The sequence below is a fragment of the Kribbella sp. NBC_00709 genome (assembly GCF_036226565.1).
In the GTDB taxonomy this organism is placed as follows: domain Bacteria; phylum Actinomycetota; class Actinomycetes; order Propionibacteriales; family Kribbellaceae; genus Kribbella.
The window spans coordinates 2,715,279-2,729,624 of record NZ_CP108996.1; the positions used below are offsets into that span (position 1 = coordinate 2,715,279).

Annotated in this window: 16 protein-coding genes; 10 read left to right on the forward strand and 6 right to left on the reverse strand. The window is 68.6% G+C overall.

What is annotated here, in order from left to right:
- Positions 1 to 405 carry a low molecular weight protein-tyrosine-phosphatase gene (locus tag OHA18_RS13275; RefSeq protein ID WP_329004358.1) on the forward strand — a complete coding sequence of 135 codons (405 nt, stop codon included), beginning with the start codon at positions 1 to 3 and terminating at the stop codon, positions 403 to 405.
- Here the strand turns inward: OHA18_RS13275 and OHA18_RS13280 are convergent.
- Both OHA18_RS13280 and OHA18_RS13285 read right to left on the reverse strand, forming a co-directional pair.
- A complete protein-coding gene (locus OHA18_RS13280) occupies positions 402 to 1,613 on the reverse strand; it encodes a pyrophosphate--fructose-6-phosphate 1-phosphotransferase (RefSeq protein ID WP_329004359.1) in 1,212 nt (403 codons plus the stop codon). The two genes, OHA18_RS13275 and OHA18_RS13280, sit on opposite strands and share 4 nt — an antisense overlap.
- A gap of 78 nt (positions 1,614 to 1,691) precedes the next feature.
- A complete protein-coding gene (locus OHA18_RS13285; protein ID WP_329004360.1) occupies positions 1,692 to 2,135 on the reverse strand; it encodes an Lrp/AsnC family transcriptional regulator in 444 nt (147 codons plus the stop codon).
- 87 nt (positions 2,136 to 2,222) lie between these two features.
- Here OHA18_RS13285 and OHA18_RS13290 point away from each other — a divergent pair, with 87 nt between their 5' ends.
- Both OHA18_RS13290 and OHA18_RS13295 read left to right on the forward strand, forming a co-directional pair.
- Positions 2,223 to 3,122, forward strand: a complete 900-nt coding sequence (locus tag OHA18_RS13290) for a DMT family transporter (protein ID WP_329004361.1) — start codon at positions 2,223 to 2,225, stop codon at positions 3,120 to 3,122.
- Positions 3,119 to 4,093, forward strand: a complete 975-nt coding sequence (locus OHA18_RS13295; protein ID WP_329004362.1) for an LLM class F420-dependent oxidoreductase — start codon at positions 3,119 to 3,121, stop codon at positions 4,091 to 4,093. The genes OHA18_RS13290 and OHA18_RS13295 overlap by 4 nt, the downstream gene beginning before the upstream one ends.
- On the opposite strand, the gene OHA18_RS13300 is transcribed toward OHA18_RS13295, so the two are convergent.
- The gene (locus OHA18_RS13300; RefSeq protein ID WP_329004363.1) at positions 4,086 to 5,078 is read right to left on the reverse strand and encodes an acetamidase/formamidase family protein; all 993 of its coding nucleotides are present in this window, start codon (positions 5,076 to 5,078) and stop codon (positions 4,086 to 4,088) included. The two genes, OHA18_RS13295 and OHA18_RS13300, sit on opposite strands and share 8 nt — an antisense overlap.
- A 143-nt stretch (positions 5,079 to 5,221) precedes the next feature.
- Here OHA18_RS13300 and OHA18_RS13305 point away from each other — a divergent pair, with 143 nt between their 5' ends.
- The 4 genes from OHA18_RS13305 (at position 5,222) to OHA18_RS13320 (ending at position 9,806) form a co-directional block, all read left to right on the forward strand.
- Complete coding sequence (locus OHA18_RS13305; RefSeq protein ID WP_329004364.1) at positions 5,222 to 5,914, forward strand: response regulator transcription factor; 693 nt, start codon at positions 5,222 to 5,224, stop codon at positions 5,912 to 5,914.
- Positions 5,911 to 7,512 carry a sensor histidine kinase gene (locus OHA18_RS13310; RefSeq protein ID WP_329004365.1) on the forward strand — a complete coding sequence of 534 codons (1,602 nt, stop codon included), beginning with the start codon at positions 5,911 to 5,913 and terminating at the stop codon, positions 7,510 to 7,512. The genes OHA18_RS13305 and OHA18_RS13310 overlap by 4 nt, the downstream gene beginning before the upstream one ends.
- A 101-nt stretch (positions 7,513 to 7,613) precedes the next feature.
- On the forward strand, positions 7,614 to 9,020 hold the full coding sequence (locus tag OHA18_RS13315; protein ID WP_329004366.1) for a S1C family serine protease: 1,407 nt from the start codon (positions 7,614 to 7,616) through the stop codon (positions 9,018 to 9,020).
- Positions 9,021 to 9,086: 66 nt separating this feature from the next.
- Positions 9,087 to 9,806 (forward strand): pirin family protein, encoded by a 720-nt coding sequence (locus tag OHA18_RS13320; protein ID WP_329004367.1) that lies wholly within the window; start codon positions 9,087 to 9,089, stop codon positions 9,804 to 9,806.
- A 59-nt stretch (positions 9,807 to 9,865) separates the two neighbouring features.
- Here OHA18_RS13320 and OHA18_RS13325 read toward each other — a convergent pair whose 3' ends face one another.
- Positions 9,866 to 10,195: an L-rhamnose mutarotase gene (locus OHA18_RS13325; RefSeq protein WP_329004368.1), complete on the reverse strand. Its 330-nt coding sequence runs from the start codon at positions 10,193 to 10,195 to the stop codon at positions 9,866 to 9,868.
- A 229-nt stretch (positions 10,196 to 10,424) separates the two neighbouring features.
- Between OHA18_RS13325 and OHA18_RS13330 the strand changes: the two genes are divergently transcribed.
- On the forward strand, positions 10,425 to 12,326 hold the full coding sequence (locus OHA18_RS13330; RefSeq protein ID WP_329004369.1) for a penicillin-binding transpeptidase domain-containing protein: 1,902 nt from the start codon (positions 10,425 to 10,427) through the stop codon (positions 12,324 to 12,326).
- Positions 12,327 to 12,389: 63 nt separating this feature from the next.
- Entirely contained in the window at positions 12,390 to 12,701 is a 312-nt protein-coding gene (locus tag OHA18_RS13335; protein ID WP_329004370.1) for a TFIIB-type zinc ribbon-containing protein, read from the forward strand.
- 4 nt (positions 12,702 to 12,705) lie between these two features.
- Here the strand turns inward: OHA18_RS13335 and OHA18_RS13340 are convergent, their stop codons facing one another.
- The gene (locus OHA18_RS13340) at positions 12,706 to 13,110 is read right to left on the reverse strand and encodes a hypothetical protein (protein ID WP_329004371.1); all 405 of its coding nucleotides are present in this window, start codon (positions 13,108 to 13,110) and stop codon (positions 12,706 to 12,708) included.
- A 93-nt stretch (positions 13,111 to 13,203) separates the two neighbouring features.
- Positions 13,204 to 13,617, reverse strand: coding sequence for a PaaI family thioesterase (locus OHA18_RS13345; protein ID WP_329004372.1), 414 nt, complete (start codon positions 13,615 to 13,617; stop codon positions 13,204 to 13,206).
- Positions 13,618 to 13,687: 70 nt separating this feature from the next.
- Between OHA18_RS13345 and OHA18_RS13350 the strand changes: the two genes are divergently transcribed.
- Positions 13,688 to 14,152 (forward strand): GNAT family N-acetyltransferase, encoded by a 465-nt coding sequence (locus OHA18_RS13350; RefSeq protein ID WP_329004373.1) that lies wholly within the window; start codon positions 13,688 to 13,690, stop codon positions 14,150 to 14,152.
- Positions 14,153 to 14,346 lie beyond the last annotated feature (194 nt).

Sequence of the window (14,346 nt, forward strand, 5' to 3'; positions counted from 1 at the left end):
GTGGAGATCGTCTGCACCGGGAACATCTGCCGGTCGCCGATGGGCGAGGTGGTCCTGCGGGCCAAGCTCGCCGAGGCGGGGATCGACGGCGTCGAGGTGACCAGTTCGGGCACCGGCGGCTGGCACGTCGGCGACCCGATGGACCCGCGCGCCGCGGCCGCACTCCGCCGGCGCGGGTACGACGGCAGCGCGCACCGCGCTCGTGAGTTCGAGTCGGCCGCGGACCTCGTCCTGGCGATGGACTCCGGACATCTCACGGAGCTGCGCCGCCGAGGGACCGTGGCGCAGCTGTTCGCGGCGGACGACGTGCCTGATCCGTACTACGGCGAGGACGACGGCTTCGACGAGGTCCTCGCGCAGATCGAGAAGGCGGCCGACCACTGGGTCGGCCGCCTCAGCCACTAGCTCTGGCCGATCCCCGACTTCAGGCCGACGAACCAGTCGACCGTCGGGTCGAACTCCTTGCCGCCGGCGATCCGCGGGAACTCGATCGCGCGCAACTCGTCGCCACGCTCCTCGTCGTGGCCGACGACCCCGCTCTCACCGCGCAGCGCCGCGTCGACGGCGTAGTCGGTGCACTTCTTGATCAGCGCGAGGTCGCGGTCGTTGGACGCGGCCGAGCGGCTGAAGTACCCGCTCTTCTGCACCATCGTCTTCTCGGCGCCGATCCGCTCCGCGAACTGCTTGGCGAACCAGGCGCCCGGGTTGATCGTGTCCAGCTTGACGTGCCCGAACGGATCCCGCGGGACATCCTCGCCGCGGGCCTCCAGCTCGGCCACGATCGACGGCACGCCGGCGCCCTCGGACAGGAAGATGTTGACGCAGTCCTCTTCGTCCATCACCTTGCGCAGCCGGTCCGCCTCGGCGTCCAGGTCGATCGTTGCCTCCGGCACGTACACGGCGTGCACCGACCAGCCGCCCTGGTCCAGGCCGATGCCCGGGTTCCACTCCTGCTCGTCGACCCATTCCTGGTACGCCTGAGCCGTTGCCGCGGTCAACCATCCGCAGTTCCGTCCCATCACCTCGTGGACGATCAGCATCCGCGGGTTCGAGCTGTGCTCGGCGATGATGTTGCGGGCGAACAGCGCACCCTGCTCGGCCGCGGTCCAGGCGCCCAGGCTCTGCCGGATCGGGATCACGTCGTTGTCGATGGTCTTCGGCAGGCCGACCACGGTCAGGTCGTAGTCGTGCTCGTGCAGGTACGCCGCGAGGTCGGCGGCCGTGGTGTTGGTGTCGTCACCGCCGATGGTGTGCAGTACGTCGACACCGTCCGCGACCAGCCGCTCGGCGGCGACCTGGAGAGCGTTCTGCCCGTCCTGGATCAGGCCGCGCTTGACCAGGTCCGCGGTGTTGGTCAGCTTCACCCGGCTGTTGCCGATCGGGCTGCCGCCGAACTTGTGCAGCAGCGACGCCTTCTCCCGCACCTCCGGTGTCACGTCGAGGAACCGGCCGCTGAGCAGGCCGTGGTACCCGTTCAGGTAGGCGATGATCTCCACGTCGGGCGCCACTTCGGTGTAGCGCTCGATCAGCCCGCCGACGGCGGACGACAGGCAGGGCGCGAGCCCGCCGGCGGTGAGCAGGGCAACTCTGCGGACAGACTTGTCGGCAGCCATGGTCGGGGTCCTTCCGGGAGCGTCGCTGAAGTCGCCACCAGACTAGTGATGGAGACCACTCGCAGCGGTGGTTGGGGTTCACCCAACGGACAGCGGCACGCTCCGTGGTGCGACCGGAGTCGAGACGATGAACGAGCTGGTGGTCTGCCCGTGCACCAGGAACTTGTCCAGGACGTCCTCGAGGGCGGCGATCTCGGCGACCTGGACCCGCATCAGGAAGCAGTCCTCGCCCGAGATCCGGTGGCACTCGACGACCTCGGGCGTCCGGCCGGCCAGCTCGATGATCCTCGGGATCTGATTGGGGCCGGGCCGTAGCCGCACCCAGGCCGCGACCGGCCGGCCGAGCGCCGCCGGGTCGATGTCGACGCGGTACCCCCGGATCACCCCGGACTCCTCCAGCCGCGCGACCCGTTCCCGCACGGTCGGCGTGGACACACCTAACCGGCGAGCCAGCTCGGTGGTCCGCAGCCGGGGATCCGCGATCAGCTCGTCCAGGATCCGGGTGTTGAGCTCATCCAGCATCTGGCTTCTCGTTTCGGAAAACAAAACCGCCTCCTAGGCTCCGATCTGCCATGGAAACGCGCAGACCCCGTTTCTACTGTAGTGAGGGTGACAACCCTTGCAGAAGCCCCGGCCCGGGCTCGTCTGGCTACCGGCGCCGCTGCCGTGACCGTCGTCCTGTGGGCCTCGTCGTTCGTCGCCATCCGGCAGGTCGGCACGGAGATCTCCGCCGGCGCCCTGTCGCTGGCCCGTCTCGGTCTCGGCAGCATCTTCCTCGGCGCTCTCCTGTTCACCCGTCCGCGACCGGCAGCGTCCGGACGCCGGTGGCCGGCCAGGCGGGACTGGCTTCCGCTGATCGCGTGCGGCGTGCTCTGGTTCGGCGTCTACAACCTGGCGCTCAACGAGGCCGAGCGCCGCCTCGACGCCGGTACGGCGGCCATGCTCGTGCACATCGCCCCGCTGCTGATCGCAGTACTCGCGGGCTTGGGTCTCGGTGAAGGCTTCCCGCGGCAGCTCGTGATCGGCGGCCTGGTCGCGTTCGCAGGGATCGTCATCATCGGTACGTCGACCTCCAGCGGCCGCGCCGAGACGTGGGGCGTCGTGCTGTGCGTCGTCGCCGCGATCTCGTACGCCGTCGGCGTGGTCACCCAGAAGCCGTTGCTGAGCAGGCTTCCCGCCGCTGAGGTCACCTGGCTCGCCTGCACCATCGGTGCGGTCGTCTGCTTGCCGTTCGCGCCCATGCTGGTCGATGAGCTCCGCACTGCCGACGCAGCCACCATCTGGTGGATCGTGTACCTGGCTGCCTTCCCCACCGCTCTCGGCTTCACCACGTGGGCCTTCGCGCTCCGCCGTACCAGTGCGGGTCGGATGGGCGTCACGGTGTACGCCGTACCGGTTGTCGCGATCGTGCTGGGCTGGCTGTTCCTGGGTGAGACGCCGGCTGTGCTTGCGCTGGCCGGCGGGGCGCTCTGCCTGTCTGGAGTCGCAATCTCTCGGAGGACTGCATGAAGTTCGGAGTGTTCGTACCGCAGGGCTGGAGGATGGATCTGGTCGAGCTGGAGGACCCGGTCGAGCAGTGGGAGGCCATGACCGCAGTGGCCAAGGCGGCCGACGCAGGTCCGTGGGACTCGATCTGGCTGTTCGACCACTTCCACACCGTCCCTGAGCCCGCCCGCGAGACCGTCTTCGAGATGTGGACCACGACCGCCGCTCTGGCGCGTGACACCTCGCGGGTGAACCTGGGCCAACTGGTCGGCTGCAACGGGTACCGCAACCCCGCTCTGGTCGCCAAGATGGCCGCCACTGTGGACGTCGCCAGCCACGGACGCCTGTACGCCGGGATCGGCGCCGGCTGGTCGGAGCACGAGTGGAAGGCCTACGGCTACCCGTGGACGAGCCAGAAGGAGCGGATGGATTCGTTCGTCGAGTCCATCGAGCTGATGCACCGGCTGTGGACCGAGGACGACGTGGTGTTCGAGGGGCGGTACCACTCGGTCGACAAGCCGTACGTCGTGCCGCGACGCAAGCCGAAGCTCTGGATCGGGGGCGGGGGTGAACGCGTCACCTTGCGACTAGTTGCGAAGTACGGCGATGCCTGCAACTTCGGCACCGGACGCGTCGACGTCATCGAACGCAAACTCGCGATCCTTCGGAAGCACTGCGACGAGGTCGGCCGCGACTACGCCGAGATCACCAAATCGACCAGCCTGAACGTGTTCCCGATCGAATCCGGTGCCGATCCCGGGACCGCGACGGCCAAGGCCCGCGGGCGGTACAGCATGGAGGAGTTCCTGGAGATCGGCTCCGGCGGGACACCCGGGGTCCTCGCGGACGTCATCACGACGAAGGAGCTGAGCGAGCACATCGAGCAGCTGGCCGAGGCCGGGATCGACTACGTGATCTCGTACATCCCCGGCGTCGCGTACGACCACGAGCCGATGCAGCGGTACGCCGAGGACGTCGTACCGCAGTTCAGCTGAACGCGGAGCGCAGGTGCTGGTGGATGCCCTCGTACGCCGTGACGGGCGGCAGCAACCGCTTCGGGACCTTGGTGACCACGCTGTAGTTGGCGTCGACCACGTTGGCCAGCGGGACCTCACTGACCTGGCTGAGCAGCTGGTAGGCGTCCAGCTTGTCCAGGCCGTACAGCGAGCCGAGCCAGTTGACCATGTCGACCTGTCCGGCCCGCCACGCGTCCTCGAGCGGGCGGGCCGAGCCGATGACGGCGAGGTACTCGTCGTTCTCCAGCCGCGGCCAGACCGGTCCGGGCGTCTTGAGCAGGTCGACGACCAGTACTACGTTCATCGCGCCCTCGACCGCGGTACCGCAGGACTCGCCCTCGCCCTGCCGATAGTGGCCGTCGCCGACCGAGAACAGGGCGCCCTCGACGTTCACCCGCAGGTAGCAGGTCGTCCCGGCGCGCATCTCCGGCGTGTCCATGTTGCCGCCGAACATGTCCGGCACCAGCGCTGACCGGACCTCACCGGCGGCCGGAGCCACCCCGACCGTGCCGAGCATCGGCTCCAGCGGCAGGGCGACCTCCAGATCACTGCCCTGCGCCTGGAACCCGACGGTCTGCCGGGCGGTGTCCACCTCGTAGATCCAGGTCCGCTCCGGCAGCGGGTCCTGCAGCGTGGCGGTCCGGTCGGTGCTGGTCAGACCGCCGAAGAACGGGATGGTCGCCGAGGCGCCCCAGCTGCGGGCAGGCGTCAGCTCGACGAAGTGCAGCGCCAGGGTGTCCCCCGGCTCGGCGCCCTCGACGTAGAACGGCCCGGTCTGCGGGTTGACGAAGGGCATCGTCAGCGAGGCGCTGGCAAGATCCGTCGTACTGCGCAGGCTCCCGACGAACGCGTCCTCGGTCCACAACCGGAGGGCGGTACCGGGTTTGACCCGGCGGACCGGCGGCACACCGCCGAAGGTCCAGGCGAGTTCGGCGGGCTCAGGGCTGAATTCGAGAACGTCCACGTCTGGCAACTTTAGAGGGTTCTCAGACGCCCTCTAAGGTGTCCTGGAGGTGTTGTGCGAGCGATCAGCGGGTTCTCAGGCGATTCTCAAAGAAGCGACCTACTCTCGGCTGAGCGGAACTTCGAGCGGAGCGGGGCAAGACGATGCGGGTACTGGTGGTGGACGACGACCGGGCGGTCCGGGATTCGCTGCGCCGTTCGCTGGAGTTCAACGACTTCGAGGTGGTGACCGCCGCCGACGGCGCCGAGGCGCTCGCGGTGATCGGCAACGTCGAGCCCGACGTCGTGGTGATGGACGTGATGATGCCGCGGCTGGACGGGCTGGAGACCACCAAGGCCTTGCGGGCCGCAGGCAACAATGTGCCGATCCTGGTGCTGACCGCGCGGGACGCGGTCGCGGACCGGGTGGACGGCCTGGACGCCGGCGGCGACGACTACCTGACCAAGCCGTTCGCGCTCGAGGAGCTGCTGGCCCGGCTGCGCGCCCTGCTCCGTCGCAGCACGACACCCGGCGAGGGCGGCCAGCGCGGCGAGGTGCTGCAGTACGCCGACCTCGTGGTCGACGTGGACGCGCACGAGGTGCACCGCGGCGACGTCCCGATCCAGCTCACCCGGACCGAGTTCTCGCTGCTCGAGCTGCTGGTCCGCAACCCGCGCCGCGTGCTCGAGCGCGCGGTGATCCTGGACGCGGTCTGGGGCTACGACTTCCCCACCACCGCGAACTCGCTCGAGGTCTACATCGGCTATCTGCGCCGCAAGACCGAGGTCAACGGTCTGCCCCGCCTGATCCACACCGTCCGCGGCATCGGGTACGTGCTGAGGGACACCCCGCCGTGAGTCAGCAGCACCCCGACGACTTCCCGTCGTACGCCGGACGACCGCAGCAGCCGCAACCGCAGCAACCCGCAGAGCCCGTTGCTAATGGCAACGGTAATCGCGTGGCGGCGACCGCTGCCCGGACGCAGACCTGGTGGAACGAGACGCTCCACAAGCTGAGCCTGCACGCCCGCGTGACGCTGCTCGCCGCCGTCGCGGTCGGTCTGGCGGTGGCGATCGTGAGCGTGGCGGCGTACATCACCGTGCGCCAGCAGATGTACCAGAACCTCGACAACAGCCTCACCCAGCGGGCTGCCCAGGCCGCGAAGAAGGGCGTCCTGACCGACCTCACGATCCTGCAGGGTGTTCCCTCCGACGCTCTCGGCCTGAGTGACATCCGCGTCGGAGTGATCAGCGCGGAAGGCCAGCAGTTCGGCCCGCCGAACAGCCTGCTGCCGCCGATGGGCCAGGACGAGCTCCAGGTGGCGCGAGAACAGGGCAACGAGGCCAGTCTGCGGACCGTCGGCGTACGCAACGGCGGCTCACACTTCCGCGTGGTCGCCGTCCCCGCGAGCTACTGTCCGCAGACCCTCAGCCGGGCTTGTCAGGCGGAACCGGAGAACTATCTCCAGCCCGGCGCGTTGGTCGTGGCCCAGTCGCTGGGGCCGATCGACGAGACCCTGCACAACCTCGGCGTGGTGCTGTGGGCGTTCGGGCTGATCGGTGTCATCGGCGCCGCACTGGCCGGCAACGCCGTCGCCCGGTCCGGTCTGCGGCCGCTGGCGCGGCTGACCGGTGCGGCCGAGCACGTGGCGCGGACCGAGGACCTGAAGCCGATCCCGGTGGGCGGGACGGACGAGATCTCCCGGCTGGCAATGGCGTTCAACGCGATGCTCGGGGCGCTCGCACAATCCCGCGACCGGCAGCGCCGGCTCGTCGGTGACGCGGGCCACGAGCTGCGTACGCCGCTCACCAGCGTCCGCACCAACCTCGACCTGCTCGCCCAGGCCGACAAACGCGGCGGACTGCGCGCGGAGGACCGTCAGCAGCTGCTGGACGACGTACGGGCCCAGATGGACGAGCTGACCACGCTGATCGGTGACCTGACCGAGCTGGCCCGCGACACACCGCAGGTGCGGAACGCGGAGCTGATCGAGCTCTCCAACGTGGTCGAGGACGCGGTCATGAAGGTACGGCGCCGTGCCCCCGGACTGGAGTGGGACGTCCAGCTCAGTCCGTTCCCGGTGTGGGGTGACGAGCGGCTGCTGGGGCGTGCCGTCACCAATCTGCTCGACAACGCGGCGAAGTACAGCCTCCCGGAGGGCGCGGAGCAGCGCAGCGACGGGCAGCCGGTCGGACACGTGACGGTGCGGCTGCTGGACGGCGTACTCACGGTCACGGACTCCGGGCCGGGGATCGCCGAGGCGGACCTGCCACATGTGTTCGAGCGGTTCTACCGGTCCAGCGAGGCGCGCAGCCGGCCCGGATCGGGGCTGGGGCTGGCGATCGTGAAGCACGCGGCCGAGCAGCACGGCGGGATGATCTACGCCCGCAACCTGCCTGGCGCAGGCGCACAGTTCACCCTGTGGCTGCCGCACGCCGCCACGCAAACCCGCTGAAAGGTTCCTGACAGATCCTTCAGAGGATCTTCATGGAGTTCTTCGGTCACTCCGAGCGGATCTTCAGGGCCCTCTCAGGTCCGGCCGACAAAGTACAGGACATGACCGAGAACCAGCCGCCGCAGAACCAGCCCGGCCAGAACCCGCAAGGTCCGCAGGGGCCGGAGCGGACGCAGCAGCTGCCGATGTACGGACAGCATCAGCAGCAGCAGTTCGCGCCGCAGGGTGGTCAGCCGGGTCAGCAGAGGCCGGAATCGGGGCCGCAAGGGCAGCGGCCGGGACAGTACCCCTCAGGTGGGGGTGCCTACCCGCAGTTCGGGGCGCCGGGGACGCATCAGGGGACGTCTCCGGGCCCGAACTGGCCCTTCGGACCGCAGCCGGCTGCCGCTACCGCGGAGAAGCCGAAGCGGCGCGCCGGTCTGGCCGTAGTGGCGCTGACTGCGCTGCTGGTCGGCTTGGCGGGTGGCGTCGGCGGCGCGGCAGTGTACTCGGCGACCAACGACCACACCACGAACTCTCCGTCGGTGACCGCCCCGTTGAACGGCAACCAGGCCGCGCCTGCGGCCGCTCCGGACGGCTCGGTGCAGAGCGCCGCGGCCAAGGTGCTGCCGAGCGTGGTGAAGATCGCCGTCGCGACGTCGCAGGGAGCCGCGACCGGGTCCGGCATCGTGATCAGCAAGGACGGCCTGATCGTCACCAACAACCACGTGGTCGCAGGAGCCGGTCAAGGCGCCACGATCACCGTGATGCTGAACGACGGCCGGACGGTCAACGCCACCGTCAAAGGCACCGATCCGCTCACCGACCTCGCCGTGATCCACGCCGACGCGACGAACCTGACCCCGGCCACGCTGGGGTCCAGCGGCAAGCTCGCGGTCGGGCAGGGCGTGGTGGCGATCGGCTCGCCGTTCGGCCTGGAGGCGACCGTGACCAGCGGCATCGTCTCGGCGCTGAATCGCCCGGTGACGTCGGGCGACGAGCAGCAGGACAGCACGACAGTCTTCCCAGCAATCCAGACGGACGCCGCGATCAATCCGGGAAACTCCGGCGGCGCTCTGATCGACCTCGCCGGCCAGGTGGTCGGTATCAACAGCGCGATCAAAACCGCCGGCGGATCGGGACAATCCGAAGGCGGCAACATCGGCCTGGGCTTCGCTATCCCGATCGACCAGGCCAAGCCGATCATCGACGAGCTGGTGGCCAAGGGCAAGGCCACGCATGCGCGGCTCGGCGTCACGGTCGGCGACGCGCAAACCTCCGACGGGCTCACCAACGGAGCACGCCTGGGCGAGGTCACGTCCGGCGGTGCGGCGGACAAAGCCGGTCTGCAGTCAGGTGATGTGGTCACCGCTGTGGACGGCAAGGCGATCGCGTCAGGGGACGCGTTGGTCGCCGCGGTCCGTTCGCACCGCCCGGGCGATCAGGTGACGCTGTCCGTCACCCGCAACGGCAAGCCCCAGTCCATCAAGGCCACCCTCGGCTCCGACAACGGGAACCCCACCGGCTGACGAACCGTCGTACCAGAACCGGGACTGCGCCGCCCACCGAGCGGCGCAGTCCCTTTTACTTGTGTCATGGGTGCGGAGATTCGGCCGGCAGGTGAGCGGTTTCGGACGTCCAGCGGGTGGCTGGAGTCGTGGCATTCGTTCTCGTTCGGGGAGCATTACGACCCGGGGAATGTCGGGTTCGGGTTCCTGGTGGCGCACAACGACGAGACGGTGGCTGCCGGCACCGGGTTCGACACGCATCCACATCAGGATCTGGAGATCGTGACGTGGGTACTGCGGGGTGCGCTGGCGCATCGTGATTCGCAGGGGAACAGCGGGGTGGTCCACCCGGGGCTCGCGCAGCGGATGACCGCGGGTTCCGGCATCCAGCACTCGGAGTGGAACGACGGCGCTGAGCCGGTGCACTACGTCCAGATGTGGGTCCGGCCCGATCGATTCGACCTGCCGCCGTCGTACGAACAGACCGAGCTCGACCTCACCACCGGCGAGCTGATCCCGGTCGCCTCCGGCCTCACCAAGCATGCCGCTTCCACCGCGATCCACATCAACCAGTCCGCTGCCGGGATGTCCGTCGCGCGCCTCGCTCCAGGCGGCACGATCATGCTGCCCGCAGCGCCGTACCTGCATCTGTTCGTCGCGGCCGGTGCGGCGAACCTCGAAGGCGCCGGCGACCTCGGCACCGCGGACGCCGTACGCCTCACCGCCTCGGACGGCGAACGGCTTGTGGCTAGTTCAGGCGGCGCCGAGGTGCTCGTTTGGGAAATGTGGTCCCCCACGCAGGCATAACCCCACTCCAGCCCCCGGAATCGAGGCCATTCTGGCGGTTGTGCATGCGCGCAGGTCCACTAACCAGCCTGCTCGCTCATCGTCCAGACGTGGCGCAACGACTGGCCGGCCACACCCTCGGGGTTCTGGGCGAAGCCTTCGACGAACTGGCTCATGTGTTGTTGCCAGCGCTGGTCGGTCGGGTCGTTGCGGAGGTAGGCGACCGCGGCCTCGAAGTCGTCGGTCACGACCAGGTGGAACAGGTCACGGCCGCTGCGCCAGATCGACCAGTCGCTGATGCCGGCGGCGTGCATCGCGGTGATCAGCTCCGGCCAGACGCGAGCGTGCTCGAGCTCGTAGGCCTCTTCGGTACCGGGAATCAGGCGGCTGTGCAGCGCAAGGCGGGTCACAAAGGAGCAGAATACGCCGCGTCCGACGCCGCTGGAACGCGGTTCCACAATCCGTGGAGACCGATTCGTGCAGACTCTTGCCCCTGATTCACGCTCGCTCTGACGCCAACTCCTGAGCGGTCAGGCGCGTCGTACTTGGGTAGATTGAGTAGTTTCGCCCTCATGGCGAGCAGCCACACGCCGAAGACTGTGCCCGGTGTCCACCCGTCGTCGTGCGAGAGTTGGGAAAGTGAAGCGAACCACTGCGATCGTTTGTCTGAGTAGTCTGCTGATCACCGCTGGTTGTTCGGACAGCAAGTCCGGCGGCGGGAAGTCGGGGAACGACGAGCAGAAGGCCTCGGGCGCGGTCATCAAGCAATTCGCGGACGCGTGGGTGAAGGCGTGGGCGCCGGACGGGAAGCCGGATGCGGCCGGGGCGCTCACCGACAACCCGACGGTGTTCGCCAAGCGGCTCGACGACACCGACACCGCGCTGGTCGCGAGCACCGTGACGGTGACGCCGCAGGGCGATCCGAAGTGCAGCGACGCGAGCAACTGCACTCAGGACCTGGCGGTCGAGGCGCAACTGCGCGGCATCGGCGCGATGAAGTGGACCAGTACGGCGACCGCGGTGAAGACCGGCGACGCGTGGAAGATCAAGGCTTCCGGCGACACCATCTACCCGGGCCTGGGCGACATCAACTACCTGAAGCGGGTCCGTGCGCTGCCGGCTCGCGCCTCGATCCTCGACCGCAACGGCGTCGCGCTGACCGCGAACCGGCAGGTCGTCATCGTCGGCGTGGAGTCGGGGCCGAAGGCGACGCCCGCGACCTACGCCGCGTTCACGAAGTACCTCCAGGTCGACGGGACGAAGCTCGCCGCCCGGGCGAAGGCGGCGCCGGTCGGCCAGTTCGTCGACGCGATCACGATCCGGGCCGAGCAGTGGGAGGCCCTCCGGCCGACGATGGGCAAGCTGCCGGGCGTGCTGACGATGGGCGGCACCCAGTCGCTGCCGCCGAACGCGACGTTCGCGAAGTCGCTGATCGGCACGATGAAGACCGCGACCGCGGACACCCTCAAGAACGCCGGCCCGACCGCATCCGCGCAGGACCAGGTCGGCACCACTGGTCTGCAGTACGCGTTCCAGCAGCAGCTCGCCGGTACGCCGGGCGGCACGGTCACGCTGCGGGACGGCAAGACCAAGCTGACGATCAAGACGGTGTTCAGCCAGAAGGGCACCGCCGGCAAGCCGGTGAAGACCACGCTGGACACCAACATGCAGAAGGCCGCGGAGGCCGCGCTGGCGACCAGCAAACTGCAGGCGTCGCTGGTCGCGGTGCAGGCGTCGACCGGCCAGATCCTGGTCGCGGCGAACGGCCCGACGGTCGCGGCGTACAACCGCGCCTTCCAGGGCCGCTACGCACCGGGGTCGACGTTCAAGATCGTCACCTCGGCGGCACTGCTGGGCAGCGGTGAGACGGCAGCGACCGCGTTGCCGTGCACGAACACGATCAACGTGTTCGGCAAGACGTTCAAGAACTACGACGGCCTGGCGGCGTACGGCGCGGGCACCATGCAGAAGGCCTTCAACGAGTCCTGCAACACCGCGTTCATCTCGCAGCACGCGCGGCTGCCGAAGGACGCGATGACCAAGGCCGCGGCGATGTTCGGCATCGGGCGGGACCTGAACCTGTCGATCAACGCGTACGGCGGTCAGGTGCCGCTGCCGAAGGACGACGTGGCCGAGGCCGCCTCGATGATCGGTCAGGGCACCGTCACCGCCAGCCCGCTGGCGATCTCGCTGGTCGCCGCCACGGTCGACCACGGTACGGCGATGAAGCCGGTCCTCGTCCCGGGCAAGGACGCCGCCGGCGCAGCCGCCTCTCCGTTGCCCGCAGCAACGGTCGCGAACCTGCGCACGTTCATGCGGACCACGGTCACCAGCGGTACGGCGAAGGTGCTGGCCGGCAACGGCGCGGTCGCGGCCAAGACCGGTACGGCCGAGCTCGTGTCCGGCGGCAAGGTCATCACCAACGCGTGGATGGCGGGATACCGCGGCGACGTCGCGTTCGCCGTCATCGTCGAGGGCGGCGAGTCCGGATCGCACACCGCCGGGCCGATCCTGAAGACCTTCCTCTCCAGCTTCAAGTGAGGACTTCCTGAAAGTTCGCTGAAAGCTCGCTGTGACAGGGATTTCGTCACTTAGAGTTGCTTGATGGAGAGCCTGACGTGTCCCAAGTGCCGTGCCGACATGCGGACGTACGAACGCAACAGCGTCACTGTCGACCAGTGCACGGAGTGCCGGGGAATCTTCCTCGACCGAGGTGAGCTGGAGCGGCTGGTGGACGCCGAGCTGCAGTTCAACTCGCCGAGCCCGCAACCGCGGTACGAGGAGAAGCGGCACGAGGAGAAGAAGCGGTACGACGACCGCAGGCCCGACGACCGCAGGTACGACGACGACCGGCGGTACGGGAACCAGTACCCGCGCAAGAAGAAGAAGTCGTTCCTCGAGGAGCTCTTCGACTGACCCGTCAGGTGTTCTCGGGCACGGCCCAGAGCCCGGCCCGCTGGTTTCCTGGGCGGCGGTAGGCGCTGAGATCGAGGTCGCCGACCCGTGGGCCGAGCACGGCGGTGAGGGTCTCGATGGTCGGGTACGGGGACGGGATCTCAGCGGACACGAGGTTCTCGACCCGAGCGCCGGGGCCGCGCGGGGTCACGACAGCGCGGGTGAGCCGTTCGGCAACCGCGCTGACCGGGACCGTGCCGAGCTGGCAGAACGGGAGATGCACGGTGGACAGATCGACGAGCTGATTCGGTTCGTCGACGACCACGCCGAGCCGGTACAGGTCGAATTCCACCGTGTCGTCGGTTCGGGCCAGGTAGCGGGCCAGCTCCTCGACCACGTACTTCGAGAACCCGTAGGGATTCGCGGACACTGCCGAACGCGATCACCGAGCATCCGGCGGCTTGGAGGTACGGCGTCAACCGGGTGCCGACGTACCCGCTCGCCCCGGTGACGAGGACCGACGTCATCGGTTGAGGGCGATGACTGTGCCCTGGGCGATCGCGCAGAGCGTGGTCGTGCCGGCTTCGTCGATCGTCGAGAGCTCGCAGGTGCAGGTCGCCTGGCGTTTGCCCGAGTGGGCAACGTTCGCCTGTGCGCGCAGCGTCACGCCGCGGGCCGGGCGGACGTAGCTGATGGTGAACCCGCCGGTCAGAACCTCCGGGCCGAGGGCCGTGCCGCCGGCGAACGTGATCGCATTGTCGGCGGCGTACGCGAGCACGCCGCCGTGCAGGAAACCGTTCTGCTGTTGGAGATCCTCACGGATGTCGAGCTCCAACTCCGCACCGCCGTCACCGAACGCGGTCAGTCTCGCCCCGACCAGCACACTGAACGGCTGCGCGGCCAACAGCTTCTGAGCCACTTCGAGCGTCAACTCCATGCCTGGAGCCTAGATTGTCAGTTGCTGCAAAAGGCCGCGGGTACGACGCGCGGACGGCTATCGTCAGCACGTGACGACTGCCACGGTGCTCCTCCGCCCCATCACCGACGCCGAGTATCCGGGCTGGAAGGACCGTGCCGCGACGTCGTTCGCGGCGGGCATCGGTCCGGCCCGTGGGCTGACTGCGGACGAGGCGCTGAAATTCGCGTACGAGGAGACCGAGAAGCTGCTCCCGGATGGGCCTGCCACCGAGAACCACCTGATCTGGACGGCACTGGCGGGCGACGAGCCGGTCGGCAGCCTGTGGATCAGCACCAAGCCGCGGGTGCCGTTCATCTACGGCATCGAGGTGGACAGCGGCCGGCGCGGCAAGGGGTACGGCCGGGCGATCATGCTGGCCGGCGAGGAGGAGTGCCGCCGTCTCGGCCACCAGCACCTCGACCTGAACGTCTTCGGCGGCAACACCACCGCGATCGGCCTCTACGACTCGCTCGGGTACGCCGTCATCTCCCAGCAGATGCGCAAGGAGCTTTAACCCGCTGGACGACGCTTTCCGGTTCGGCATACCGTGGTCGTGGTAGCCGCATCGAAAGGACCTCAGGGAGCGATGTCGACACGTCGCCTGGATATGGGTTAGCGAACTCCGCGATCGGACCGGATCGCGTAGCCGGGACGGACCTCGGAGTCCCCCGGCCGAATCCATGTTCGGCGAAGTGCGTCCTGCGCTCT